Raw genomic sequence first — 25,576 nt, forward strand, 5'->3', positions numbered from 1 at the left:
CGCAATGGAGGCGTTTTCAATTTCACGCAATCGTCTTGCTACACAACAGCATCGCTCAACTGCCACGACTCGATCCGGTTCCGGCCATGCTCCTTGGCGCGATACATCGCTTCATCGGCACGATGCAGCGCAAGTTCGGCAGGCTCGCCAGGCAAACACTGGGCGATGCCGATGCTGATCGTCAGCCGGATATCTCCCCGTACCCCCGCCAGGGATTGCTCGGCTACCCGGCTACGCAGTCGCTCAGCGATCAATTGCGCGTCAGTCATGCCGGCATTCGGCAGGAATGCGGCAAACTCTTCGCCGCCGATCCGGCCCAGAACATCCTCGGTGCGCAGGCACGACGAGGCGACACTGACGAAATGACACAGCACATCGTCACCTGTTCCGTGCCCGTAGGTATCGTTGATCTGCTTGAAATGATCGAGGTCGATCAGTAACACCGACAACGCAGTCTGCTGGCGACTCGACGCACTGACGGCCTTTTCCAGCAAGGTCAGGAACGAGCGCCTGTTGAACGTATTGGTCAGAGAATCGACCTCGGCAAGCCGGCGCAGTTCACTGGTAATCGATTCGCTGACCAGCATCAAAGTGGCAAACGCCATCATGACCAGAGAAATGATCGCTTCGAGAATGAATACGGGAGGAATCGTCGCCCCCTGAACCAGATTGATGCCCCCCTCGGCCTGATAGGCATTGCCAACCCGGGCAAAAACAAAAATGGCGTGCACACTGCACGGCAAGGCAAAGAAATAACGTGCAGGAAACTGGCGAATGCTCCCCCTGGTAATGGTCATGACGCTGAGTCCGAACAGTATCCCGGTCACCAGGCTCGAAATCACAATACGCAATGCAGGATTCGGCTCAACCAGCGTGAAGAATGTGGCCATGACGACCATCACTGTGCCCGCCAAAACAGCATAAAGGAAAGGCCACGGTTTCAAACCGAGGTAACTCCTTACGCCCATCAGCATGAGATAAGCCGTAAAGAACTGGGTGACCTGAGCCCCCAGGATCATCGCTATTTCCGGTTGGTAAGAACGCAACAGGAAATTGATGGCCGACAGAAAGGCTGCCAGATAAGCCCCGGCCCAGAACAGCTGCGCACTGACCCGACGCCCGAAATACCAGGAGGCAAGCTGGGTCAAGGCCATGATTCCCAATAGGATTGCCAGCAATATGAGAAGCGTTGGGCTATGCACCTGTTTGAAGTCTCCGGGATAAGCTGATGACCGATGAGACAAGATGATACTCGCCAAGACAGCCTCATGGCTTGATAGCGCACCTTCCCCGCAGGCAATTCAGCCAGCAATCAGCAGCGCCCCCCTTTCAGGCTGGCCGACAGCAAGCTCAACATCCGCTCATTCAAGTGCCATCCCGACCACGAAATGTCTGCCGCCAGACCAGCGGCGACACGCCGAATGCCCGGCGAAAATGCAAACGCAAGGACTCCGGCGAACCGAAACCGGCCAGCCGTGCAATGTGTTCGACAGACTGCTCAGTGGATTCCAGCAGACGTTGCACCTGCGCCAGACGCTCACCCTGCAGCCATACCCCCGGCGTTGTTCCGGTCAACTGGCGAAAATGCCGGGAAAAGGTCCGGCGACTCATCAAGGCCTTGCCGGCCAGACTGTCCAGCGAATGCGGCGCGTACAGGTTGGCGCGTACCCAGTCGAGCAATTCGGACAAGCGCGAATCCTGAGCGGTCGCCGGTATCGGATGTTCAATGAATTGGGCCTGCCCGCCCGAGCGATGCGGCGGCACGACCAAGCGTCTGGCAATGCTATTGGCTACCTCGGCACCATGCCAGCGACGGACCAGGTGTAGACAGCAGTCAAGACCGGCAGCGGTGCCGGCTGAAGTCACCAGTCCGTCATCTTCAACATAGAGCACGGCGGCATCGACCCGCACCGCCGGATAACGCCGGGCGAAATCCTGGGCGCACGCCCAATGTGTGGTCGCTCTGCGCCCATCGAGCAATCCGGCCTCTGCCAGTACATAGGCCCCCAGACACAAGCCGACCAGTTGCGCTCCCCGCTGCCGGGCCGCCGACAAGGCATCCAGTATCGCTTGCGGCGGCCGTTCTGCCGGATCGCGCCAACTCGGCACGATGACCGTGTCCGCACTCTCCAGTACGCGTAAATCGTCGGCGACTTCGATCCGGAATCCCGAATTCGTCGTCAGCAAACCGGGCCGCTCGGCACACACGGTGAATGTGCACTCGGGAACGCCGGGATGCCGTTCGCCGAACACAGCACAGGGTACGGCCAGGTGAAATGCACTGATGCGATCGAAGGCAAGCACGGCAATCGACTGACGGGACATTGTTCCCTCCGCTGGCTTTGGCCGAATGGCTAGATATTACCGAATAATGTCAATCCGGCCACTCGATCCGGCCAGCCCTTTGAGAAAAAATGCAGCTACTTTCAACAAACCGGGAAAAATCATGACCCAAAGCAAGCGCCAGGCACTCATTGTCATCGATGTGCAAAACGACTATTTCCCCGAGGGCCGGTTTCCCTTGTGGAATACCGCCACCGTTCTGGCCACTACCGAAGCGGCCATCGCCAGCGCACGCGCTCGGGACATCCCCATCATCATCGTGCAGCATGTTGCCGACGGCACCAAGGGACCGGCACCTTTCTTCAATGCAGGCACGCCTGGCGTCGCCGTACATCCAGCCATCCTGGCTGCCGCACCGGATGCGCCAGTAATCATCAAGACGGCCGCCGATGCTTTTTTGCATACCCAACTGGAAGCCACACTGACACAACTGGGCGTAGAAGAATTGTTGATCTGCGGCATGATGACGCAGAACTGCGTGACCCATACGGCCATTTCCCGTGCCGCCGACAAGTACGCGGTCAAGGTTCTGGGTGACTGCTGCACGACGGTCAGCCAGATGCTTCACCTGATCGCGCTGAATGCCCTCAGCGCCCGGATTGGCATCCTCACGTCGACGGAAATATTCAGCAACCCAGGCGCCTGAACAGCGGCCAATGGGTCATCCGGAAAGACCGAACGGGTTCGCAGCATGTCAGCAGGGGGAAAACACTTAGAACAAAAGTTTATAAGCATCAAAGCAATACATCTTTTTGCTTGTGAAGCTTGCCCCTAAACTCACGGTCTTAAATCATTCGACCGGACAATCCTGATGGCCAACTGGCCCTATTCCGCGCCTTACAAGCCGCCCCAGATTGACTGGAGCGACGTCGAAATCGAACGGATCGGCGAATTGCTGAAAGCCATCGCCCATCCCTTGCGGCTCAGCATCGTCTGCCTGCTCGGTGAAGGCGAACGCTCGGTTGGCGATATCAGCCAGGAAATCGGAAGTTCGCAGCCAAATATTTCCCAACACCTGAGTCTGCTGAGCAACCGGAAATTACTGAAGTCGCGCAAGGACGCCAATCGGATTTACTACCGGATTGCCGACGAAAGACTGATCAGCATCATCAGCATGCTGCGTGGCATTTACTGCCCCTGAAGGATTTACCCCGTTGCTGGGCGACAGCAAAAATCATGCTGATCGAACAAGCCGTTGATTAAACAAATCAATCAACATGCCGTCAGCAATAAATTTCAGCGTACCCACAAACTCCCTTTTCTGGCGCGATTTTGCGCCCCCCGCCGTGAGCTTTTCGCAGCTAACATGGCGACTGTAGCCCCTGTATACAGATGCAGAAACAACCCAAATAATAAATAACAAGAGGTTCAACATGAGAGTTCTAATCGTTGATGACAACGCCTCGATGCGCACACTGCTGAGCGCGTTGCTGGGCAGCCAAGGTCATGAAGTTGTTGGCTCGCTTCAGGATGGCAGCAATATCATGCCGACGATCGAACAGCAGAAACCACAAATCGTCTGCCTGGATTACCAATTACCCGGCCGCGACGGACTGGAAATTCTCAAGGACATCAACGCGACGCACCCGGAAATCGATGTGCTGTTCATGACCGGATCGGAAGACAGCAACATCGGGAAACGCGCCGCCGATGCAGGTGCGTCCGGCTTCCTGCGCAAACCGTTTGGCCAGAAACAGGTGCTCGACGAGTTGCACCTGGTGTGCGAAATCCGCCAGCAAGCATCACGCGCCAACCAGCCCGAGACAGGGCCGAGCGGTACGGCAAGTGCGCAGCGGCCCGCCAGCAAACCGAAAGTGGGTCGCCCAACCGCTATCATCGTTGATGACAATAGTTCCATCCGTTTACTGATCAAAGGCGTACTCTCCGAACTGGGCTTGCAGATCGTTGCCCAGGCAGCCAATGGCGAGGAAGCCATCCGTGCCGCCAAGACGCACCAGCCAAGTGTCCTGTTCCTCGATGTCAATATGCCAGTACTATCGGGGCTCGATGCATTGCCGCAGATCCGCGATGTCAGCCCGGATACTGCCGTGGTCATGGTGACCGGCGATACCTCGCGCGAACTGGTCCAGCAGGCAGCAGGTCTCGGCGCACGCGGCTACATCGTCAAGCCGGTGCGGCCGGCCTACGTCGAGAATTTTCTGAAAAAGCTGTTCAATAAGTAAGCAGACGCAGTGGAGAAATGAAGCCATGACCCTGATGATCGATTTTCCCTTCCCGGGCGCCCAGGCCTGGGCCGAACATTTCAAGGAAATCGAACTGCCGGTACTGCGCCACACCACGCAAAAACTGGCCGAACTGCGTGACAACGCCGAAACGATCAACACCCGCGCCTTGGCCAATATCGTCCTGCACGACCCGCTGATGACCTTGCGCATCCTGCGCTACATGAAGTTGCACCGCGGCAAAAGCCAGACCATGGAAATCACCACCATCGAACGATCGCTGGTGATGATCGGCATGCAGAATTTCTTCGAGAGCTGCCAGGAGCTGCCGACCATAGAACAGCAACTCAAGGGACACCCGAAGGCCATGCTGGGCCTGCTCAAGGTGATCGCCCGCTCAAGACATGCTTCAAGCTGGTCGCGCGACTGGGCATTGCTGCGCCAGAACACCCGTTTCGAAGAAATATCCCTCGCCGCCTTGCTCCATGACTTTGTCGAAATCCTGATGTACTGCTTTGCCCCGACGCTGGCCACGCGCGCCCGCGAACGGCTCAATGCGGACCACACGCTGCGCACGCAGCAGGTGCAAGAAGAAGTATTCGGCGCCCCGCTGAACGAAATCATGAGCGAGCTGGTTGAACTATGGGGCTTGCCGCAACTGCTGCTGGCCCTGCTCAACCCGACCGATGACGACTCGACCAACGTGAAGTATGTCAGCCTGGCGGTCGACCTGTCCCGGCACAGCGCCAACGGCTGGGATGATGCTGCGCTGCCGGATGACTTCAAGGCTGTCGAGAGTTTTCTCTTTATCGACCATAGCCACCTGCTCGAACGTATCGGAGCGCCCGAAGAAATGATTCAGGTAGCACGGGAATCCGAAGCCGCCAGCGATAATCCACTGATCTAGGGGTTGACCGCCCAATGACGGGAGTCAGTCAGCCAATACCTGAATACCAGGACGAACCCCCGCCATGAAAACACGCTGCCAGCCATCCCTTGCCCCGCTGCTCGTCGCCGCCCTGCTCTTCGTCACCCAGTCCTTCGTCACCGGCGCCCACGCCGCCAGCGTCCGCCAGTTCCAGCCGCAAGGCCCGGTCGGCAGCCTGTCCCAGGTCAGTGCACGTTTCAGCAGCGACATCGTCGCGCTCGGCGCCGCCGACGCGCGGGCACCGTTTGCCATCGACTGCGCCGGCATCAGCGGCGAAGGTCGCTGGCAGGACACGCAAACCTGGACCTGGCGCCCCAGCCGCTCGCTGCAACCGGGCGAGCGCTGCATTTTTACGGTCAACGGCGGGTTGACCGCAAAAAACGGCGAAGCCATCAGCGGCAAGCAGCGTTTCGAATTCACCGGCGCCGCACCGCGCCCCTGGCGCATCCGGCCGAGTGCCGGCGCGCTGATCGAGGAAGACCAGGCCTTCGTCATCGACGGCGGCGGCCCGCTCGACCCGGCGTCGCTGGCGAACCACCTTTGGTGCGAAGCCGACGGCGTCGGCCAGCGCATCCCGGCACGGCCGGTGGCCGCTGCGGTGCGCCAGGAAGTCATCGGTCAGACCGACATGCCTGGCCATGCCATCGTCGTCGCCTGCAGCGAAAACCTGCCGGCCGGGCGCAAGATGAAACTGGTCTGGGGCAAAGGCATCAAGGCCGGCAACGGCACGCCGGCCGACAAGGAACAGGCCTTCGTCTACAAGGTGCGTGAGCCGTTCACCGCCAGCCTGTCGTGCGAACGCGAAAAGGCCGGCGCGCCGTGCTCGCCGCTGTCGGCAATCCGGCTGAACTTCAGTGCTGCGGTCGACGTGAAGTTTTTCGACAAAATCCGCCTGTCGACCGCAGCAGGCGCACGCCCGCCGCAGCCGCTGGACCGCGAGAATCCGCAGGCGGTGTTCGACAGCATCAGCTTCCCCGGCCCGCTGCCGCAACACGCCGAACTGAAACTGGAACTGCCGGCCGGACTGAAGGACGAAGCCGGCCGCACGTTGAGCAACGGCAACAAGTTCCCGCTTGCCTTCCGCACCGGCGCGCTGCCGCCGCTGGCCAAGTTCCCCGGCGACTTCGGCATCGTCGAACTGAAGGAAGGCGGGCTGTTGCCGGTGACGCTGCGCAACGTCGAAGCCAGCCTGAAGACCGCCGGCCTGGCGCTGCCCGGCAGCCACCGCTTCAGCGACCAGCGGCTGACCGACGACGCCGACGTGATCGCCGCGATGCGCGCGCTGGCAAAATTCGAACAGCAGAGCAACAAATACAAGGTCATCGTCGACGGCAAACCCGAGGAACGCTACGACCCCTACTACGCCCGCGAACTGTCCTTCCTCGCCAAACGCCCCGGCGTCACCCGCCAGGAACTGCCCAAGCCTGGCGGCAGTGCCGAATTCGAGGTAATCGGCATTCCGCTCGGCAAACCCGGCTACCACATCGTCGAAATCGAGAGCCGACTGCTCGGCAACGCGCTGCTGGCAACGCCCAAGCCGATGTACGTGCGCAGCGCGGCGTTGGTCACCAACCTCGCCGTGCATCTGAAAGTCGGCCAGGACAACGCGCTGGTCTGGGTCACCGCGCTCGACACCGGCAAGCCGGTGGCCGACGCCGAGGTCCGCGTGTCGACCTGCGAGGGCAAACAACTGTGGCAGGGCAAGACCGACGCGCTCGGCCGGGCGAAGATCGATCAGGCGCTCGACAACCCGTACTGCGACGGCGACCGCTTCCTGTTCGCCAGCGCCCGCAGCGGCGGCGATTTCAGCTTCGTCCGCTCGGACTGGAACGAAGGCATCGAGCCATGGCGTTTCGGCGTCTATAGCTGGGGCGACAACAGTCCGCTGCGCATCCACGGCATCCTCGACCGCAGCCTGTTCCGCCCCGGCCAGACGCTGTCGGTCAAGCACCTGGCGCGCAGCCGCGACAGTGGGGGCTTTTCGCTGCCGGCGGTGGAGAAATTGCCGAACAAACTGGTCCTGCGCCACAACGAGAGTGGCACCGAATTCACCCAGCCGATCACCTGGGACGCCCAGGCGAGTGCGGTCAACGCCTGGAAAGTGCCGGAATCGGCCAAGCTCGGTACCTGGCAGATCGTCCTCCAGGGCGGCGCCGACGGCGAAATCTACAGCAGCGAATTCCGCGTCGCCGACTTCCGCCTGCCGGTATTCACCGGCAGCGTCCAGGGCGTGCCGGCGCGCCAGATCGCCCCCACCAAGGTGCCGCTGGCGCTCGGCCTGTCCTTCCTCAACGGCGGCGCCGCCAAGCACGCCGAAGTCGAAGTTTCGGCCACGCTGCGCCCGCGCTGGGTGCACCACCCGCGCTACGGCGATTACCGCTTCAATGTCGGCTTCGACGACGAAGCGCGCGCGGCTTTTGCGGTCGACGGCGAAATGCATGAGGAAACGCTGGTCCTCGACAAGCAGCAGCTCAAGCTCGACGCCAGCGGCGCCGCTAGCCTGGAAGTGCCGCTGCCGGCCCAACCCGGTAGCCCGGCCGAGCTTTACGCCGAAATGAGCTTCGCCGACCCGAACGGGGAAATCCAGACCATCCGCGGCCTGGTCGACCTGCGCCCGGCGGCGCTGGAAATCGGCGTCAAGCTCGCCGACTGGGCCAGCGGCGGCAACGGCAACCGGCTCCAGGCCGTCGTCCTCGACACCGCCGGCAAACCGGTCGCCGGCCAGGCGGTCAAGGTCATCGCCAAGCGCCGCATCGACAGCAGCCACCGGCGGCGCATCGTCGGCGGCTTCTACGCCTACGAGAACACTCAGGAATACCGCGACCTCGGCGAGGTCTGCTCCGGCCAGACCGACAGCCGTGGTCTGCTGCTGTGCGAGCTCAGCATCGCCGATCCCGGCGCTATCTACCTGCTCGCCGAGACCCGCGACGTCAAGGGCAACGTCGCCCGCGCCGGCACCAGCTACTGGGTTTCCGGCGGTGGCGACCTGTGGTTCGCCGCCGGCAACCAGGACCGCATCGACGTGATCCCGGAGAAAAAGGCCTGGGCCGCAGGCGAAACCGCCCGCTTCCAGGTGCGCACGCCGTTCCGCGAGGCGACCGCGCTGATCTCGGTCGAAGCCGGCGGCATCCTCGAAAGCTTCGTCCAGCCGTTGTCGCGCTTCAAGCCGACGGTGGAAGTGCCGGTGCGCGGCGAATGGGGGCCGAATGCCTTCATCTCGGTGCTGGTCGTCCGTGGCCGGGTCGAGCCGCTGAAGTGGTACAGCCTGTTCCAGTGGGGCTGGCGCGAACCGCTGGCCTGGTTCCGCGCCTGGTGGAACCCGGACCAGCCGACGGCCATGGTCGACCTGGCTAAGCCCGCATACCGCATCGGTCTGGCCGAGATCGCCGTCGGCACTGAAGCCTTCCAGCTCAAGGTTGATGTCAGCAGCGACAAGGCCGACTACAAGTCGCGCGAACAGGCAACGGTGAAAATCCGCGTCAGCACGCCCGACGGCAAGCCGCTGCCGGCCGGCAGCGAGGTCGCCTTCGCCGCCGTCGACCAGGCGCTGCTCGAACTGCGCCCGAACGACACCTGGAACCTGCTCGAAGCGATGCTGCCGACACGCGGCTACGCGGTCGAAACCGCGACCGCGCAAGGCATGGTCATCGGCAAGCGCCACTTCGGCAAGAAGGCGCTGCCGCCGGGCGGCGGCGGTGGCAAGGCACCGGCGCGCGAACTGTTCGACACGCTGCTGCTGTGGCAGCCCAAAGTGGTGCTCGATGCCGGCGGCAACGCGACCATCCGCGTACCGATCAACGACTCGCTCAGCGAGTTCAAGCTGGTCGCCGTCGCCAGCGCCGGCAGCGCATTGTTCGGCACCGGCAGCGCGACGATCAGGACCAAACAGGACCTGCAGATCATCTCCGGCCTGCCGCCGCTGGTCCGCGAAGGTGACCGCTACACGGCGATGCTGACGCTGCGCAACGGCACCGCCCGGCCAATGAATCTCACGGTCGACGGCAAAAACGGGGCAAAAACGCTGGCTGCGCAGAAACTGACGCTGGCACCGGAAAGCGCCGGCGAACTGCGCTGGCCGATGCAGGCCGGCGAAGGCATTACGGCGGAGACCTGGGAATTCACCGCCCGCGAAGATGGCGGCAAGGCCAGCGACAGCCTGCGCATCACCCAGCAGGTGGCGCCTGCCGTGCCGGTCACCGTCCAGCACGCCAGCTTCCTGCGCGTCGACGGCGACACCCGCCTGCCGGTAACGCAACCGACCGGCGCGCTGCCCGGCAAGGGCGGCCTCGAGGTCGCGCTGTCGCCCAAGCTGGCGACACCGCCACCCGGCCTGCTGCGCTTCTTCGCCGATTACCCCTACGCCTGCCTGGAACAGAAGACCTCGGTCGCGGTCGGCCTGCACGACCCGGCGCGCTGGCAGCAGATCGCCGATACCCTGCCCGGCTACCTCGACGACCACGGCCTGGCCGCCTACTTCCCCGGCCTGAGCGGCAGCCCGACGCTGACCGCCTACCTGCTCGACGTGGTCACGCTGGCCGGCTTCACGCTGCCGGAAGACAGCCGCCGGCGCATGCTGCAAGGCCTGAATGCCTTCGTCGACGGCCGCCTGAAACGCGACGAATGGGCGCCCGGCTTTGCCGGCGACGTGCGCCTGCACCGCCGCCTCAACGCTTTACAGGCGCTGGTCCGCCAGGGCGAGAAGCCGCAACGCACGGCAGCGGCGCTCGACATCGACCCGCTGTTGCTGCCGACCGCCGCGCTGATCGACTGGACGCTGGTGCTCAAGGCGCTGCCCGAACTGCCGCAACGCGACGCAAAATACGCCGCCGCCCGCCAGGAACTGCGCAACCGCCTCGGCTACGCCGGCAGCCGGCTGGTCTTCGCCAACGAGCGCGCCGACTACGGCTGGTGGATGATGGCCAGCGCCGATGCCAACGCCTTCCGCCTGATCGAGGCGATGCTCGACGACGCCGACTGGCAGACCGACCTGCCGCGCCTGCTGCAGGGCGCGCTCGAACGCCAGCAGCGCGGCCGCTGGCTGACGACCACGGCCAACGCCTGGGCGCGAGTGACGCTCGACCGCTTCGCGCAGAAGTTCGAGCGCGAGGCCGTGACCGGCGTCACCCGGGCGACGCTTGCCCCGGCCAGCGCCGAATTCGACTGGAAGAGCAGTGACGGCAAGCCGCTCGCCCTGCCCTGGCCGGCCAAGCCGGGCAAGGACGACGCGCTGGCGCTCAGCCACGCCGGCAGTGGCAAGCCCTGGGCCAACATCCAGGTGCTGGCGGCGATCCCCGACGGCCCACCGCGTTACGCCGGTTACCGCATCAACCGGCAACTGACACCGCTACAGCAGAAGACGCCGGGCAAGTTCAGCCGTGGCGACCTCTGGCGCGTGACGCTGAGCATCGACGCCGACCACGACATGAGCTGGGTGGCGATCAGCGACCCGGTGCCGGCTGGCGCGCGCATCCTCGGCGACGGCGACGGCGACGGCCGCGACTCGGCCATCGCCACGAGCGGCGAAAGCGAGGCCCGCGAAGGCCACTGGCCGAGTTTCATCGAGCGCAGTTTCAGCGCCTGGCGGGCCTACTACGAAGTACTGCCGCGCGGCCGTACGCAGATCGCCTACACCGTGCGCCTGAACAACGCCGGCGACTTCGCCCTGCCGCCGACGCGGGTCGAGGCGATGTACGCGCCGGATGTCTACGGCGAATTGCCGAACGCACGAGTCAACGTCCAGGACTGAACTGCCGAACACCGCCCCTCCCGATCTACCCATCTTTTGGGTACATCAGGAGGAAAACAAGCCTCTGCTATACTGCTTCGGCATTTCGACCTGACGTTTGTCCGGTCATGCAGAAGGAAATCCGTTCCCCATGCCATCCCAGCCTGCCGCCTCTGACTCCACCGCCTCTGTGCGTATTCGCCAGCTCGAAGCAGAGAATGACATGCTGCGACAAAGCCTGGCGCGGCACAGATCGGAGAGCTCCCGGCCTGAGCAGGAACGCAGCCTGCGCGCGATTCTTGACCAGATGCCGGCCATGGTGGGCTATTGGGATAAAGAACAGCGCAACCAGTTCGGCAATCGGGCCTATATCGAATGGTTTGGCATCGACCCGGCAAACATGAAGGACAAGCACATCCAGGAGATCATCGGCGAAGAGCGCTACCGGCTCAATCTGCCCTTTATCGAGGCGGCTTTGCGTGGTGAGCGACAGGAGTTCGAACGCGCCATTCCAACCCCCGATGGATCTCGGGTCAGGCACGCCTTAGCCAGTTACATTCCCGACTTTGAACACGATGAAGTCTGCGGTTTTTTTGTTCTGGTCACCGACATCAGTGCCATCAAGGAAGCGGAAACTCGCCTGCGGCACAGCGAAGAGCGCTACCGGGCTGTTGTAGACGACCAGACTGAGTTGATTTCCCGCTTTAAACGGGATGGCACCTTTCTTTTCGTCAACGATGTCTATTGCCGCTTCTTCGGCAAGACACCGGAAGATTTGATCGGGCAACAGTGGATGCCGGCCTGTCATGCTGCAGACCTTGAATATGTCGAGATACAGTTGCAGACGCTCAGCCCGGAGAATCCGCTGGTCACGATCGAAAACCGTGTTTATTCCACCTCAGGCGAGGTGCACTGGATGCAGTTCGTCAATCGGGGATTCTTTGACGAGCAAGGCCAACTGGTTGAAATACAATCCGTCGGGCGCGATGTCTGCAAGCGCAAGAAGGCTGAGGCCGCATTGCACGAAGCACACGAAAAACTCGAACAGCGAGTCGTTGAACGAACCAGCCAGTTGCGCCGCCTGGTCGTCGATAGCACGCTGGCGGAAGAACGCGAACGTCAAGCGCTGGCGCGGGATTTACACGACGGCCTTGGACAATTGCTGCATGTCATCAGACTCAAGGTGGATGCGCTGGAAACCAGCCTTTCACCCACGGCCCAGGCAGGCATTGCCGAATTGCAGACCCTGCTGACCGACGGCAGTCGCCAAGTACGTTCGCTGACGACACAACTGAGCCCGCCGGTATTGAGAAAACTGGGGCTGACCGCTGCATTGCACTGGCTGTGCGACGAAATGACGAACCAATATGGATTGCAGGTTGATTTCGAACACGATGAAGATATACCGGCAGTAAATCCCGTCATTGCCGAAATCCTCTTCCGTGCCGCTCGCGAATTGCTGATCAATGTCGCCAGACATGCCGGCACCCGCTGGGCAAGCCTCAAATTTGTTCACTACGAGAATCAACTCTGGCTCAGCGTACTCGACAACGGCATCGGCACCGACAAGCTGAACGAGAGTCTGGAACAAACCGATGGTTTCGGCCTGGCCAGTCTCCGGGAACGGATCGCCTATATTGGCGGCAATACAAAAATCAACGCTGCGCCGAACCAGGGCCTGTATGTGATCATCAACCTGCCGCTCAACTCGCTGATCAATATCCCGGAGGCACGATGAGCACCCGCATCATGCTGGTCGACGACCATCGTCTATTGCGCGAAACGCTGGCCATCCCACTGACCGCTGAGCCGGGATTCTCCGTCGTCGCCCAGGCCGGCCATGGTCGCGAAGCGCTCGACTTACTCAGACCAGCCGCACCTGACCTGCTCCTGCTGGATGTCGGCTTGCCGGATATGAGCGGTATCGAAGTCGCCCATCAAGCACTGACAATCTTGCCGAATCTGCGCATCATCGCCCTGTCGGGCTACGCGGACAAAATTTTCGTCGATGAAATGCTCAAGGCTGGTGCCAAAGGCTATGTCGTCAAATCAGCCGGCACACATGAACTGATTCTCGCCATCCATGCCGTCATGGCCGGTCATGTCTTCCTCTCCCCGGAAATTACCGCCGCCATGCTGGATGCAACGCCCAGCGGCCTCCCGGCAGCCTCCCGCGAAGCAGCACCCGGTATATTGGGCAAGCGCGAACGGGCTGTCTTGTGCCTGCTTGCCCGCGGCTTGCGCTCGGAGCAAATCGCCGAAGAAATGGCGATACAGCCGGGGACGGTGGATGTCCACCGACGCAATATCAAACGCAAACTGGGCTTGCGCACGGTGGCCGAACTGACGCGTTACGCCATCCGGCACAAACTGCTTCCTGCCTGAAACTACCCGTTTACCGGTAGATTTCTATCCGGTTTCACCAATTGTTTCAGCTTGATTCAATGCGTAGCATGGGGCGAAGAGACATCTTTGCCTTGCTGACCCGGTTATTCGGGTATCCAGGCATCCCGACGAAAACGATCTACAACAATCCGGATACCCATGCGTAATAACCAGCCTGTCACCAATATAGAAACCCTGTTACCGGAAGGACAGTTCATCTATTCCCGGACTGACCTGAAAGGCACCATCACCGAAGCCAACGAAGCCTTTGCCAAGATCAGCGGCTATCGGCGCGAAGACATGCTGGGCCAGCCGCATAACATGGTACGCCATCCGGATATGCCGACCGAAGCCTTCGAGGACATGTGGCGCGACCTGAAGCAGGGACGGCCCTGGCGCGGCATTGTCAAAAACCGGCGACAGGATGGCGGCTTTTACTGGGTGGTTGCCAACGCTTCCCCGGTCCGCGAACGCGGCCAGATCATCGGCTACCAATCGGTACGTACCTGTCCGTCACGTGAAGAAATCCAGGCGACCGAAGCGGTTTACCAACGGCTCAAACGGGGCGACAAATCGATCAGGATTTTCCACGGACGGGCAGTCCCGGCGCGCAAATCCGTACTCAGCCACTTTGCTGGCCTGGGCGTACAACCAATGCTGTTCGGTATCTTTACCGTATTGCTGAGCATTGCCATCGTGGGCACCACCCTGTTCAAAATGGAACAGCTCTACCCCGTTCTGCAAATACTGGGTGCGGTCGGCCTGTTGTGGAGTCTTTACTTCCTGTTCTTTTTTGTTCCCAAGCTGCGCGGCGACCTCGGCAGCGCTTCCGAATACCTGGAAAACCTGCTGCTCAGCGGCAATCTGAAGCTGCGCTTTGATCTGACACGACAGGATGAGCTCGGCATTGTCGTCCGCAAGATTGATCGCTTTGTCTCGTCGGTCCAGGCCACCATCCAGGGCATGGCAGACACCGCAGCCCAAGTGCAACTGGTATCCAACGAGGTCGGCCAGGGCGTCGCCAATGTCAATCAGTCGGCCCGTGTGCAAAGCGATGCCACCGCCTCCGCTGCCGCTGGTATTGAAGAAATCACCGTATCCATTGGCGAAGTTGCAGCGCATGCTGCCGCCACCCGCAGTTCGGCACAGATGGCAGCAGATGCATCGAACAATGGCGAAAAGCTCTCGGAAGAAGCATGCAGCACCATTCTCTCGCTGGCTGATACGGTCAAGACCTCGGCGGCACAAGTGGAGCGGCTGGGTCAGCAATCTGAAGAAATTTCCCGCATTACCGGAGTGATCAAGGATATTGCCGACCAGACCAATCTGCTGGCGCTCAATGCGGCCATCGAGGCGGCGCGGGCAGGAGAAGCCGGCAGAGGCTTTGCCGTCGTCGCCGATGAAGTGCGTAAACTGGCCGAGCGCACCACCAAGGCCACCGAAGAAATCCGGACCATGATCGACTCGGTGCAGAACGAAACCGGCAAGGCAGTCACCGGCATGCGTTCCGGTGCCCAGCAAGTGGAAAGCGGTGTCACGCTGGTCCAAAGCGCCCAGCAGGCGCTACGTGCAATCAATGCCCAGATGGACAACACCATGACCATGGTCAACGACATCACCCACTCCTCACATGAGCAGGAGCAGGCGATGACCCAGATGGCTCAGAGTGTCGAGCGTGTGGCCGCGATGACCGAGCAGAACATGGCGGTGGTCAATCAGACGACCACCATGGTCACCCACCTGAACAGCATGGTCGAACGCATGCAGAAATCGGTGACGCAGTACACGGTCTAGAAACCGCTTTGCACGTTCCCAGCCGGGCGCCTGACAAGCGACCGGCCGGGCACAAAGATCAGCGGGCGTTTTTCAGCGCGCTTCGTCGACGATCTGCACCAGCTTTTCTTCAATTTCCAGTGTCAATCTGGCCAGTTCGGCCGTCTGGGCGAAGCCGGCAAGCAAGCAGCCCGGCCGGAGCAAGCCGATCTTGGTAGCGCCATTTTCGGTAAATACCGAAATGCGCCAGGGCAGACCCAGACTCAAGCGCATGTCGATGGCCAACAACTTTCCGGTCAACCGGTCATTGCTGACTTCAAACACCTGGCACTCGTCATCCAGTTCGATGGCCTTGCCATGTTGTGCCTCACCAAGATCGTGAATCTTCAGAACGGCAAAACCGAGTCGCTGAACGACTGGCGCCAGGTCAAAGGTGGCTTCATAAAACGATTTGCTGCTTTCGACGATGTAAAACACGGGCACTTCCTTGCAGGGGATCGCCACGGAATTTAACGGATTGCTGCCGTCTGCGCCAACTGTTCAGCGACCATCCTTCAATCAAGCGCACCGATCAACGCAAGGCCGACGCATAGCCTTCCTCGGCCAGCACCTGACGCACCGCGGGTCGTGTCAGCATGCGCCGATAGTGGGCGGCACAATGTTCGGGCAGCGGGATGTCGATGCGTACCGCCCAGAATTCGACGTAGAACAACGCCGCGTCGGCGATGCCGAAATTGTCGGCGAGCCAGTCACGGCCGGCAAGTTCACGGTTGATCAGGGCAAAGCCCTGGTCAATGATCTGGCGCCCCTGCGCCTTGACCGATGCATGGTCGCAAGAACTCGGCGCGAAACGCTCGGTCGTGAAAATGCGGGCAAAACCCTGCGTATGCAGCGTATGGACGATGTAATTGAGCCAGCTGAGCACACGTACCTCGCCGGCCAGGTCAGCCGGCAGCAACTGGCGTTTCGGGTAGCTGCGGGCCAGCCACCAGGCAATCGCGGAAAATTCGGTCAGCGCCGTGCCGTCGTCGAGCACCAGCGCCGGGATCGTGCCCTTGGGATTGATCGCCTGGTAATCCTTCTTGTACTGGTCGCCAGCCAGCAGATTGACGATGTAAGCCTCGAACACCAGACCACACTCTTCAAGCAGGATGTGGATGCCGGTCGAGCACGAACCGGGCGTCATGTAGAACTTCTTGCTCATGCCAGCGCCGCCATCAGTTTCTCGTAGCCACCGTCCACGCTGAACACGCGCTGGAAACGGAAGTCGCTGAACATCTGCGCGTAGGTCTGGCTGGCATTGCCGTGATAGCAGTAGATGAGGACTGGCTGATCTTTCGGCAAGCGCTTGATCCAGGCCAGCACGCGCTCCTCCGACAACTGCGCGGCATTCGCGACATGGCCCAGACGGTAGGCGCTGAGATCGCGCACGTCGAACACCGCAAGCTGGCTTTCCTGCCGGATCAAATCGGCAGCCTGGGCGGGGGAAATGCACTGAAAGGGAATTCTGTCGTTAGCGTTCATGATCTTTACTGTCGTACCTTGATGCCTTGGTGACGCAAGAGCGGTGCCAGCCACCAACTGCCCGGCAAGCCCCGGCTGGCTTGAATTTCTCTGTACGCTCCGGTGTTGCATGTACGACATCCGCCAGCCACGGCGCTAGAATGCAGACTTCCCCTGCTACCGGAACCGCGCATGCCCCCGCTGCTTCATCCCTATACCGATGCCGACGCCAGCCAGATCATTGCCGATACGCAGACCTGGCTGGAACGCGCAGTCATTGGCCTCAATCTCTGCCCATTCGCCAAAAGCGTCGTGGTCAAAAAGCAGGTGCGTTACGCGTTGACCGCAGCAAGCACGGCCGATGACTTGCTCGCCGAGGTGGAAAACGAGTTGAACCTGCTGAGCACAACGCCGGCCGATCAGCTCGATACCACGCTGCTGATCCATCCACGGGCCATGACCGATTTTCTCGATTACCACTTCTTTGTTGCCGAAGCCGTCGCGTTGATCCGCAACCTGGGCTTCGATGGGGTCTACCAGATTGCCAGCCTGCATCCGCAATACGAATTTGCCGGCAGCGAACCGGACGATATCGCCAATTTCACCAACCGCTCGCCCTACCCGACCCTGCACCTGCTGCGCGAAAGCAGCATCGACCGGGCCGTAGCCGCCTTTCCCGACGCGAAAGACATTTTCGAGCGCAATATCGCGACCATGGAAAACCTCGGTCATGAAGGCTGGGGCAAGCTCTGGCGCCCCTGAGCCGGCGCTTTATCGGGCTGTGCTGCCTGCTGCTGGCAGCGCTGCCCGCCTTCGCACTGCCCACATTTGACGAAGTCCGAAGCGCTTACCGTCCCTCGGATGCCGTGCTGTTCGCCCGTGACGGTCGGCCACTGCACAGCCTGCGCGTCGATCACAGCGTGCGACGCCTGGCCTGGACGCCACTCAAGGACATCTCCCCGGCCCTGCTGCACGCGGTCATCGCCTCCGAAGACCAGCGCTTCATGACGCACGCCGGCGTCGACTGGCTGGCGGCCGGCCATGCCGCCTGGAACAATCTGCGCGGCAACCGGACGCGGGGCGCCAGCACGCTGAGCATGCAACTTGCCGGCTTGATCGATGAAAACGAACAAAAACGCGGTCGACGCAGCTTTTTCGGCAAAATCACCCAGTCGACCGCAGCATTACGCCTCGAACGCACCTGGAGCAAAGGGCAAATCATCGAGGCTTACCTGAACCTGGTCGCCTTTCGCGGCGAACTGCAAGGTGTCGGTGCGATGAGCCGGGCACTGTTCGGCAAATGGCCGCATGGCCTCGACTACCGTGAGTCAGCCCTGGCTGCCGCACTGCTGCGCGCCCCGAACAGCGCACCGGGCGTCGTCGCCCAACGCGCGTGCACGCTGCTCGGCGAACTACAACAAGCCGACGAGTGCCGTGGCCTGGAAGCCTTTGCAGCACTGTCGCTGAACGGCAAGCTGCGCGAAAGCAAACAGGATGCGCCGCAAATTGCCCCGCATCTTGCCCACAAACTGCTGCCCCAGGCCGGCGGCAACCAACGGAGCAGCCTCGACGCCGATCTGCAAGCCTTCGCCACCAGCGCACTACGCCGCCAATTGTCGGCGCTGCACTTGCACCACGTCGCGGATGGAGCCGTGCTGGTCATCGACAATGCCAGCGGCGAAATTCTCGCCTGGGTCGGCTCCAGCGGCGAGCTTTCCGCAGCGCCTGAAGTCGATGGCACCACGGCCCTGCGCCAGGCCGGCTCGACGCTGAAACCCTTCCTTTACGCCCAGGCCTTCGAGCGGCGCATGCTGACGCCCGCTTCGCTGATCGAGGATGCGCCCTTGTCGCTGGATACCGGCAATGGCTTGTACACACCGCAGAATTACGAGCCGGATTATCGCGGCTGGGTATCGGCACGGCGTGCGCTGGCTGGCTCCCTCAACGTACCCGCCGTCAAGACGCTGCTCCGCGTCGGCACCGATGCCTTTCATGCCCGGCTCAAGGCACACGGCTTTGCCAGCCTGAAGGAAGATGGCGAATGGTACGGCTACAGCCTGGCACTCGGCTCGGCCGACGTGTCGTTGCTGATGCTGGCCAATGCTTACCGCAGCCTGGCCAACGGCGGGCGCTGGTCGCCGTTGCGGACGCTACCGGGTCGAACAGTGGCTTCTCCGCCCTGCAGCCAAGGCGGCTGCAATGGCGTCTTCACAGGCCCGCCGCGTACGGTCAACGCGCCGGCAACGGCCTTTTTGATCGCCGACATTCTGGCCGACCGTAACGCCCGCGCCGATACCTTCGGGCTCGAATCCTGGCTAAGTACGCCGTACTGGTCGGCAGTCAAGACCGGCACCAGCAAGGATATGCGCGACAACTGGTGCGTCGGCTTCTCGCGCCGCTATACCGTCGCCGTCTGGGTCGGCAATGCCAGCGGTAGCCCGATGCACGACGTATCCGGCATCTCCGGTGCTGCGCCGGCCTGGCGCGAAGTCATGGACTGGCTGCAGCGTGGCGATCCGGGCAAGGGGCGAGCGATTGTCGATAGCCGGCCACCGACCGCACCAGCCGGCCTGAGCCAACGCGCCATCCGTTTTGTGCCGGCCAGCGAACCGGCACGAAGCGAATGGTTTCTGCACGGGACGGAAATGTCCGTCATTCACGCGGCCAGCGCCAAAGCACTGAGCCGCATCGCCTACCCGACGAGCGGCAGCATCATCGCGCTCGACCCGGACATCCCGCCCGAGCGCCAGCGCATCCCGCTACGTTTATCCGGGGCGGCAGAACATGGCTGGCACTGGCGGATCAACGGCAAACCGCTGCTCAAGGCAGAAGCCAAAGCACGCTGGTTGCCCCAACCGGGCCGGCATCGCCTGAGCCTGCACGACGCTCGCGGCAATCTACTGGATGGCGTCGATATCGAAGTCCGGGCAATGCGCGGCAAGACACCTTGATCAGGAAAATTCGGACAGGCGCTTGATGATGCCCGACAACTCAATCCGGAAATCCCCTTGTCCATCCTGGGCATCCAGGATGCTGTCCAGGCTGGAACGAACAGTTTCGAGCAAGCGCTCTTCCTGACTCTCGGTCAAGCCGAGGTGGACGAAGAGCTTTTCCAGGGTTTCGGCCAGCCCGTGAATTGCCAGGCGACTGGCTGCCAGCGACTGCTGCTGTCTTGACTCGATGGATGCCAGCAAAGTGCGGATGCCATCCAGGCTACCAACGATGGCATCCTGCCGCCGGTGATTGCCCGCCTCGCTCTCCAGCGCATGCAAGCGCGCATCGGCCGCCTCGGCCAGAATGGCGATGTTGTCCCGGATTCGCCCGGCACGTTCTTCATCGTCCTTGGGCATGTTGCTGACCAAAAGCGACAAATAAGGGTAGTTGACCAATGTGCGACTGTAGAAATTGACGACGCGCCCCATATCGATCAAGTTATCGAAAGTTGCCGCTTCCAGCCGTCCGCCTTCGGGCAGCGTTTTGATCGCCTGACCCGGCATCCGGACCTGTACGGCACCTTGCAGGCCATACTGGCTCAGCGCATTCAGTGCGGCCTCGCCAACCTCGCTCGCCTTGCTACAGGCGTTGAAACTTTGCAGCACCTGCAGCAAAACGCCCATCTCGCCCATGCTGCTCATGGCAGCGAAAGCCGTGTTGCTGGCCATGCCGGCACGATTTTCCAGTTCGCAACGCTCGCGCAGCATTTCAACCAATTCGGCGTTCCGTTGCTGAAGTTCCTGCGTTCGCGCTTCCACCTGTTGCTCTAGCGCGTCGTTATTGGCCTGCAACTGCTGTTCGGCCAGTTTGCGCGCCGTAATATTCTGCAAGGTTTCGATCGCCCCCAGCAACTCGCCGTTCCGACCGAGCAGTGGGGCGGCAGTGAAATACAGCCAGCAGCCTTTTTCTCCCAAGCTGGGGAAAAAACCTTCGGCTTCATAGGCGCCGGTAATAATTCTGGAAGCCCGGCAATTACCTGCTTCGTACGATGCCATTGCCTGCTCGATTTCACCGGCAACAATATAGTCGGCAAGGATAGGTCGCGGCGCCGGATAGAACCCGCGCCAATGCTCACAGGTCCCGATCACGTCGCGGGCAGCAACCCCGGTCACCAATTCGCAAGCCTTGTTCCAGTGCGTAATGCGATGCGCATGGTCGATCACGAAAGTGGCAACCGGGCTCCCCTGGATCAGGGCATCGAGCAATTCCGGGCTTTCGCTCGGCCAAACCTGAGATTCATCTTTTTTGACAAGTCGCATTACGTTCCCAAAGAACGACAAAAATGGCAACTATATCAACGAAAACACCAAAACAACAGCATTAATTGATAATTTCGATACATTTCTGACAAAATCAACAATATACAAACAGTGCTTGCTACTTGGAAAAAGGCGTGATGAAGCCAGCGGCATCAGGCCACAGAAGCGAGTTGCCGGATTGCCATTCATGCCCGTTATGGGCATGAATCCTGCGGTCTACGGGGGTTTTCCGGCTATTTTTGCGGGAAGATGAAGCGACGCGAGACATGGAACCGGGAGATGGCCCCGGTTCTGCGACTCAAAGGGATGCTGCCGGCTCCCTTGCCAGCCAGGATGTCATGTCTTCAAACGAAATCGGCCGCGACAGCAGATAACCCTGAATCTCGTCACAACCAAGCTCCAGCAGGATGTCCCGCTGCGCTGTGGTCTCGACGCCTTCGGCGATGACGCACAGGGAAAGACCGTGAGCCAGTGCGACGACGGCACGCACGATAGACGTAGCTTCGCTGCTTTCCAGCATGTCACGGATGAAGGACTGGTCGATCTTCAGCTTGTCTACCGGGAAACGGCGCAAGTAGGCCAGCGAGGAATAGCCGGTACCGAAATCGTCAATCGAGATCTTGACGCCGATATTCTTCAATTCCTGCAGGCGGGTCAGCACTTCATCGGCATCGTGCATCGCCACCCCCTCGGTGATTTCCATTTCCAGACAGGCTGGCGGAATGGCGTGGCGCTTGATGGCGGCTTTGACCACCGGAATCAGGTTGGCATGGGTGAACTGGTGCGCCGACAGATTGACCGCAACCAGCAAATCCCGATGTCCGGCCTGACGCCAGCGAGCCAGGCAGCGACAGGCTTCGTCGATCACCCATTCGCCGATGGGAATGATCAGGCCCAGGTCTTCCGCCATCGGGATGAACTGCGCCGGCGAAACCACGCCCCGCTCCGGGTGTATCCAGCGAATCAGGGCTTCGACCCCGGCCAGCTTGCCGGTCGTCAAATTGATTTGCGGCTGGAAATGCAGCAGGAATTCGCCCTGGTCGAGTGCCGACTTCAACTCGCCTTGCATGCCGATCTTCTCGAGAATCTCGGTATTCATGTGTGGCTCGAAGAAAGCTGCCTTGTTCGGCCCCTGGTTACGCGAATGATTCAGTGCCGCGTCGGCATTCATCAGCAGGCCTTCCGGATCGCGACCATCGGACGGGAAAACCGAAATGCCGCAATTGGCCGAAATGTGGATCGTGTTTCCCTCGATCGAGATGGCCGCATTGACGCTGTCAAGCAAACGCTGGCTCAAGGCCAGCGCCCGATGATGCTGACTGAGACGCGGCGCCAGCACGACGAAATCGTCGCCGGTGATGCGCGACGCGGTATCGCCTTCGCGCGTTGCCGCAACCAGGCGCTGGGCAACGACTTTCAGCACTTCGTCCCCGGCACGATGGCCGAAGGAGTCATTGATCTGCTTCAGGCGATTCAGGTTCAGCGCAATCAGATACAACGGCCGGCCTTCGTTCTGCGCTGTGATGATGGCCTGATTGACACGGTCGATCAGTAGCGCCTTGTTTGGCAGATCGGTCAGGCTGTCGAACCAGGAGTAACGGTGGATCAAACCCTCGGCGCGCTTGCGTTCGCTGATGTCGGAGAAGATCGCCAGGTAATGCGTGACCTTGCCCTGCCGATTGCGCACCGTCGAGATCGACAGCCATTCGGCATAATACTGGCCGCTGCGCCGGCGATTGACCACTTCACCCTGCCAGACACCGGCATCGTGCAGGATTTGCCACATCTCGCGATAAAAATCCGGCCCCTGCTTGCCCGAGGACAGGAAAGATGGATTGCGCCCGACCGACTCCTCCAGCGACCAGCCGGTGATGATGGTGAAGGCGGTATTGACGCTGACGATGCGATTTTCGGCATCGGTAATCATCACGGCTTCGGACGCATTGTCGAAAACCTGTCGCGCCAGCGCGAGGTCTTCCTCGTAGGCATATTTTTCCGTCAGATCGCTAATCACCGCGATGAACAATTGCTCGGCGCAATCGCTGTTCAATCGCCGGATGCGCAACTCAGCTGGAAAAACCGAGTTATCGGCACGACGCAAGGGCCATTCGGTGAAAAAATGCGCTTCGCTACGCAAGGCTTCCCTGGACAGCAGATCGAAGGACTCGAAAGCTGCGGTTTCGAGGTGCAGCGTTTCCAGATTCAAATTGCAGATGTGCGTCGGGCTGTAGCCAAACAGCTTGCAGGCTGCCGCATTGCTGGCGCGGATCAGGCTGCCGCTACCGGTGTCGTAGAGCAATACCGCAACATCCAGACTGTCCAGGATCTGCGCCAACTGCTGCTTGCTACCCTCGCGTAACGTTTCGGCGGCCTTGCGCGTGCTGATATCGGTAACCATGCCAACCAGACTCGGCTCACCCTGCGCATCGACTCGCCGCACACAACGATCGTGCAGCCAGATCCAGTGCCCCTGCCGATGACGAATACGGTATTCGAGATCGAAGGAAAGCGACGTTTCGCTCAACGCGGCGATAGCGTGATCGACCGCCGGCAAATCCTCCGGGTGAATCGCATCGTGCCAGTACATGGGCTCGGCCAGCAGTTGCTCGGCCCGATAGCCCAGCAGGGCTTCAACCTGCGGCGAATAGAAAGTACCGCCGCGCTGTGGCGTAAAGCGATAAAAAACCACGGGCAATCCGGCAAAAATATCAGCCCATTCGTCGAACAAAAGGTTCGTACTAAGTGCCGGCATGCCAGCTTTCCTCAATCATTTGCGCCTTTCGTCCTGTGTTTTACGTGTTGCCGATAGTGACAAGCGTAACAAAACCATCATTCTACTGACCCAGGCAATCCCTGTGTCAGTCATTCCTTGCCTTGTGGCACACTGCCGCCATGCATGCCTTTCCTCATCTTTCTGCGGTCGACTGGGTTTCCCTGGCAATTTTCTTTGCCTGCTGGGCCGGTTATGCCTGGTTTTCCGAGCACAGCGCACAAGGTGCCGGCGGCCTGATTCGTAGCACGCAGCACTACCGTCTGGCCTGGGCTCAACGCATCATGGAACGCGAAATACGGATTTCCGACTCGTCATTGATTGGCAATCTGGTCAACAGTGTCTCGTTTTACGCCAATACCACCATCTACATCATTGCCGGCCTGGTCGCGGCACTCGGTGCCGCCGACCAGTTGCTCGGCATCGCGGCCGACCTGCCCTTTGCCGGGCCGGGCAACCGCGAGTTGCTGGAAATAAAGCTGATGCTGGTCCTTGCCTGTTTCGTCTTCGCCTACTTCAAATTTACCTGGTCGCTGCGCCAGTTCAACCTGCTGTCGATTCTCATCGGGGCTGCGCCCGTCGGCGCTGCCGGTAATCCGGAAATCGACGCCTTCATCCGGCGCATTGCCGGCACCAACAACCTCGCCGGCGATGATTTCAATCGCGGCATCCGCGCCTATTATTTCGGGCTGGCCGCAGCAACCTGGCTACTGCACCCCATCCTGCTTGCCCTGACCACGCTGGGCATAACCATCGTTCTTTACCGACGCGACTATCGCTCGGCGGCGCTCACCGTCCTCAACGACAAGGACTAAGGATGTCGGCAAAACACCCTTTGGCCGGTATCGCTTTCGGCCTGCTTGCCTATGGAATCTGGGGCTTTTTCCCGCTCTACTTCCATCAGCTTTCGCACATCGCACCGATGGATATCCTGGCCAACCGGGCCTTGTGGGCCTGCCTGTTCGTCAGTCTGCTGCTGACCTTGAGTCAGCAGTGGGGAAAAGTTCGCAATATTCTCGGTCGACCGCGCCAAATCGCCATGTTGTCTCTGGCTGCACTGCTGGTCGGCAGCAACTGGCTGGTTTTCCTGTGGGCCGTCGGCAACCATCAGGTCGTCGAATCCAGCCTCGGTTATTTCCTGACGCCATTGGTCAATGTCCTGCTCGGCCTGCTGATTCTCAAGGAACGCCTGAACGGCAAGGAATGGCTGGCCATCGCCCTGGCCCTCGCGGCACTACTCAACGAAATCATCACCCTCGGCGGCCTGCCCTGGGTATCGCTGTTTCTTGCCGCCACCTTCGGTACTTACGGGCTGGTGCGCAAACAAGTGCCGGTCGATGCACTGTCCGGGCTGTGGCTGGAAACGCTGGTCATGCTGCCGGTTTGCCTGATTTATGCGCTATGGCAGGCGCAGGACGGGCATGCGGTTTTCGTCTTCAGCGACCTGTCGACCGCAACATGGCTGATCGGTGCCGGCATTCTCACTGCCTTGCCGCTGATTGCCTTTGCCGCAGCCACCCAGCGACTTGATCTGGCAACGGTCGGCATGCTGATGTACATCAACCCGACGATGCAGTTTCTGACTGCGGTTTACGTTTTCAACGAACCCCTGCATATGGGCAAGCTGCTCACGTTCGGCCTGATCTGGCTCGGCCTGCTGATCTTCAGCTGGAGTGCCTGGCAAAAGTATCGCTAGGCATATCGCCCGAACCA

The 25,576-nt window shown here is 60.8% G+C and carries 19 protein-coding genes; 12 read left to right on the plus strand and 7 right to left on the minus strand.

Features of this window, described 5'->3' with window-relative positions; genetic code table 11:
* Nucleotides 1-38: 38 nt before the first annotated feature.
* Together RCI20_RS07655 and RCI20_RS07660 are read right to left on the minus strand one after the other, a co-directional pair.
* Nucleotides 39-1,154, minus strand: coding sequence for a GGDEF domain-containing protein (locus RCI20_RS07655; RefSeq protein ID WP_306604077.1), 1,116 nt, complete (start codon nucleotides 1,152-1,154; stop codon nucleotides 39-41).
* A gap of 211 nt (nucleotides 1,155-1,365) precedes the next feature.
* Nucleotides 1,366-2,325: a GlxA family transcriptional regulator gene (locus RCI20_RS07660; RefSeq protein ID WP_306604079.1), complete on the minus strand. Its 960-nt coding sequence runs from the start codon at nucleotides 2,323-2,325 to the stop codon at nucleotides 1,366-1,368.
* Nucleotides 2,326-2,446: 121 nt separating this feature from the next.
* On the opposite strand from RCI20_RS07660, the gene RCI20_RS07665 reads away from it, so the two are divergent.
* The 8 genes from RCI20_RS07665 to RCI20_RS07700 all read left to right on the plus strand — a co-directional run bounded on the left by RCI20_RS07665 (nucleotide 2,447) and on the right by RCI20_RS07700 (nucleotide 15,358).
* Complete coding sequence (locus RCI20_RS07665; protein WP_306604081.1) at nucleotides 2,447-2,989, plus strand: cysteine hydrolase family protein; 543 nt, start codon at nucleotides 2,447-2,449, stop codon at nucleotides 2,987-2,989.
* A 165-nt stretch (nucleotides 2,990-3,154) separates the two neighbouring features.
* Complete coding sequence (locus RCI20_RS07670; RefSeq protein WP_306604083.1) at nucleotides 3,155-3,484, plus strand: metalloregulator ArsR/SmtB family transcription factor; 330 nt, start codon at nucleotides 3,155-3,157, stop codon at nucleotides 3,482-3,484.
* A 232-nt stretch (nucleotides 3,485-3,716) separates the two neighbouring features.
* Nucleotides 3,717-4,526, plus strand: a complete 810-nt coding sequence (locus tag RCI20_RS07675; RefSeq protein ID WP_306604085.1) for a response regulator — start codon at nucleotides 3,717-3,719, stop codon at nucleotides 4,524-4,526.
* A 25-nt stretch (nucleotides 4,527-4,551) separates the two neighbouring features.
* The gene (locus RCI20_RS07680; protein ID WP_306604086.1) at nucleotides 4,552-5,433 is read left to right on the plus strand and encodes an HDOD domain-containing protein; all 882 of its coding nucleotides are present in this window, start codon (nucleotides 4,552-4,554) and stop codon (nucleotides 5,431-5,433) included.
* Between the two features lie 64 nt (nucleotides 5,434-5,497).
* Nucleotides 5,498-11,200 (plus strand): alpha-2-macroglobulin, encoded by a 5,703-nt coding sequence (locus tag RCI20_RS07685; RefSeq protein ID WP_306604088.1) that lies wholly within the window; start codon nucleotides 5,498-5,500, stop codon nucleotides 11,198-11,200.
* A 130-nt stretch (nucleotides 11,201-11,330) separates the two neighbouring features.
* Entirely contained in the window at nucleotides 11,331-12,917 is a 1,587-nt protein-coding gene (locus tag RCI20_RS07690; RefSeq protein WP_306604090.1) for a PAS domain S-box protein, read from the plus strand.
* Nucleotides 12,914-13,564 carry a response regulator transcription factor gene (locus RCI20_RS07695; RefSeq protein WP_306604091.1) on the plus strand — a complete coding sequence of 217 codons (651 nt, stop codon included), beginning with the start codon at nucleotides 12,914-12,916 and terminating at the stop codon, nucleotides 13,562-13,564. The genes RCI20_RS07690 and RCI20_RS07695 overlap by 4 nt, the downstream gene beginning before the upstream one ends.
* Nucleotides 13,565-13,723: 159 nt before the next feature.
* The gene (locus RCI20_RS07700) at nucleotides 13,724-15,358 is read left to right on the plus strand and encodes a methyl-accepting chemotaxis protein (RefSeq protein ID WP_306604092.1); all 1,635 of its coding nucleotides are present in this window, start codon (nucleotides 13,724-13,726) and stop codon (nucleotides 15,356-15,358) included.
* A gap of 72 nt (nucleotides 15,359-15,430) precedes the next feature.
* On the opposite strand, the gene RCI20_RS07705 is transcribed toward RCI20_RS07700, so the two are convergent.
* From RCI20_RS07705 to RCI20_RS07715, 3 genes are all read right to left on the minus strand, one after another.
* Entirely contained in the window at nucleotides 15,431-15,814 is a 384-nt protein-coding gene (locus tag RCI20_RS07705; protein WP_306604093.1) for a DUF302 domain-containing protein, read from the minus strand.
* Nucleotides 15,815-15,908: 94 nt separating this feature from the next.
* Complete coding sequence (locus RCI20_RS07710; RefSeq protein WP_306604094.1) at nucleotides 15,909-16,541, minus strand: glutathione S-transferase family protein; 633 nt, start codon at nucleotides 16,539-16,541, stop codon at nucleotides 15,909-15,911.
* On the minus strand, nucleotides 16,538-16,861 hold the full coding sequence (locus RCI20_RS07715) for a thiosulfate sulfurtransferase GlpE (protein WP_306604095.1): 324 nt from the start codon (nucleotides 16,859-16,861) through the stop codon (nucleotides 16,538-16,540). The genes RCI20_RS07710 and RCI20_RS07715 overlap by 4 nt, the downstream gene beginning before the upstream one ends.
* Before the next feature lie 171 nt (nucleotides 16,862-17,032).
* Here RCI20_RS07715 and RCI20_RS07720 point away from each other — a divergent pair, with 171 nt between their 5' ends.
* Both RCI20_RS07720 and pbpC read left to right on the plus strand, forming a co-directional pair.
* Nucleotides 17,033-17,602, plus strand: a complete 570-nt coding sequence (locus RCI20_RS07720) for a DUF1415 domain-containing protein (protein ID WP_306604097.1) — start codon at nucleotides 17,033-17,035, stop codon at nucleotides 17,600-17,602.
* A gap of 17 nt (nucleotides 17,603-17,619) precedes the next feature.
* Complete coding sequence (gene pbpC / locus RCI20_RS07725; RefSeq protein ID WP_373691501.1) at nucleotides 17,620-19,791, plus strand: penicillin-binding protein 1C; 2,172 nt, start codon at nucleotides 17,620-17,622, stop codon at nucleotides 19,789-19,791.
* Here the strand turns inward: pbpC and RCI20_RS07730 are convergent, their stop codons facing one another.
* A complete protein-coding gene (locus RCI20_RS07730) occupies nucleotides 19,792-21,093 on the minus strand; it encodes a PAS domain-containing protein (RefSeq protein ID WP_306604099.1) in 1,302 nt (433 codons plus the stop codon).
* Nucleotides 21,094-21,391: 298 nt separating this feature from the next.
* The gene (locus tag RCI20_RS07735; RefSeq protein ID WP_306604101.1) at nucleotides 21,392-23,845 is read right to left on the minus strand and encodes an EAL domain-containing protein; all 2,454 of its coding nucleotides are present in this window, start codon (nucleotides 23,843-23,845) and stop codon (nucleotides 21,392-21,394) included.
* Nucleotides 23,846-23,985: 140 nt separating this feature from the next.
* On the opposite strand from RCI20_RS07735, the gene RCI20_RS07740 reads away from it, so the two are divergent.
* Together RCI20_RS07740 and rarD are read left to right on the plus strand one after the other, a co-directional pair.
* Nucleotides 23,986-24,678 (plus strand): DUF599 domain-containing protein, encoded by a 693-nt coding sequence (locus tag RCI20_RS07740; protein WP_306604103.1) that lies wholly within the window; start codon nucleotides 23,986-23,988, stop codon nucleotides 24,676-24,678.
* 2 nt (nucleotides 24,679-24,680) lie between these two features.
* Complete coding sequence (gene rarD, locus RCI20_RS07745; RefSeq protein WP_306604105.1) at nucleotides 24,681-25,559, plus strand: EamA family transporter RarD; 879 nt, start codon at nucleotides 24,681-24,683, stop codon at nucleotides 25,557-25,559.
* The last annotated feature ends 17 nt before the right edge of the window (nucleotides 25,560-25,576 follow it).

Origin of the sequence: Azonexus sp., assembly GCF_030824335.1 — a bacterium.
Taxonomy (GTDB): Bacteria; Pseudomonadota; Gammaproteobacteria; order Burkholderiales; family Rhodocyclaceae; genus Azonexus.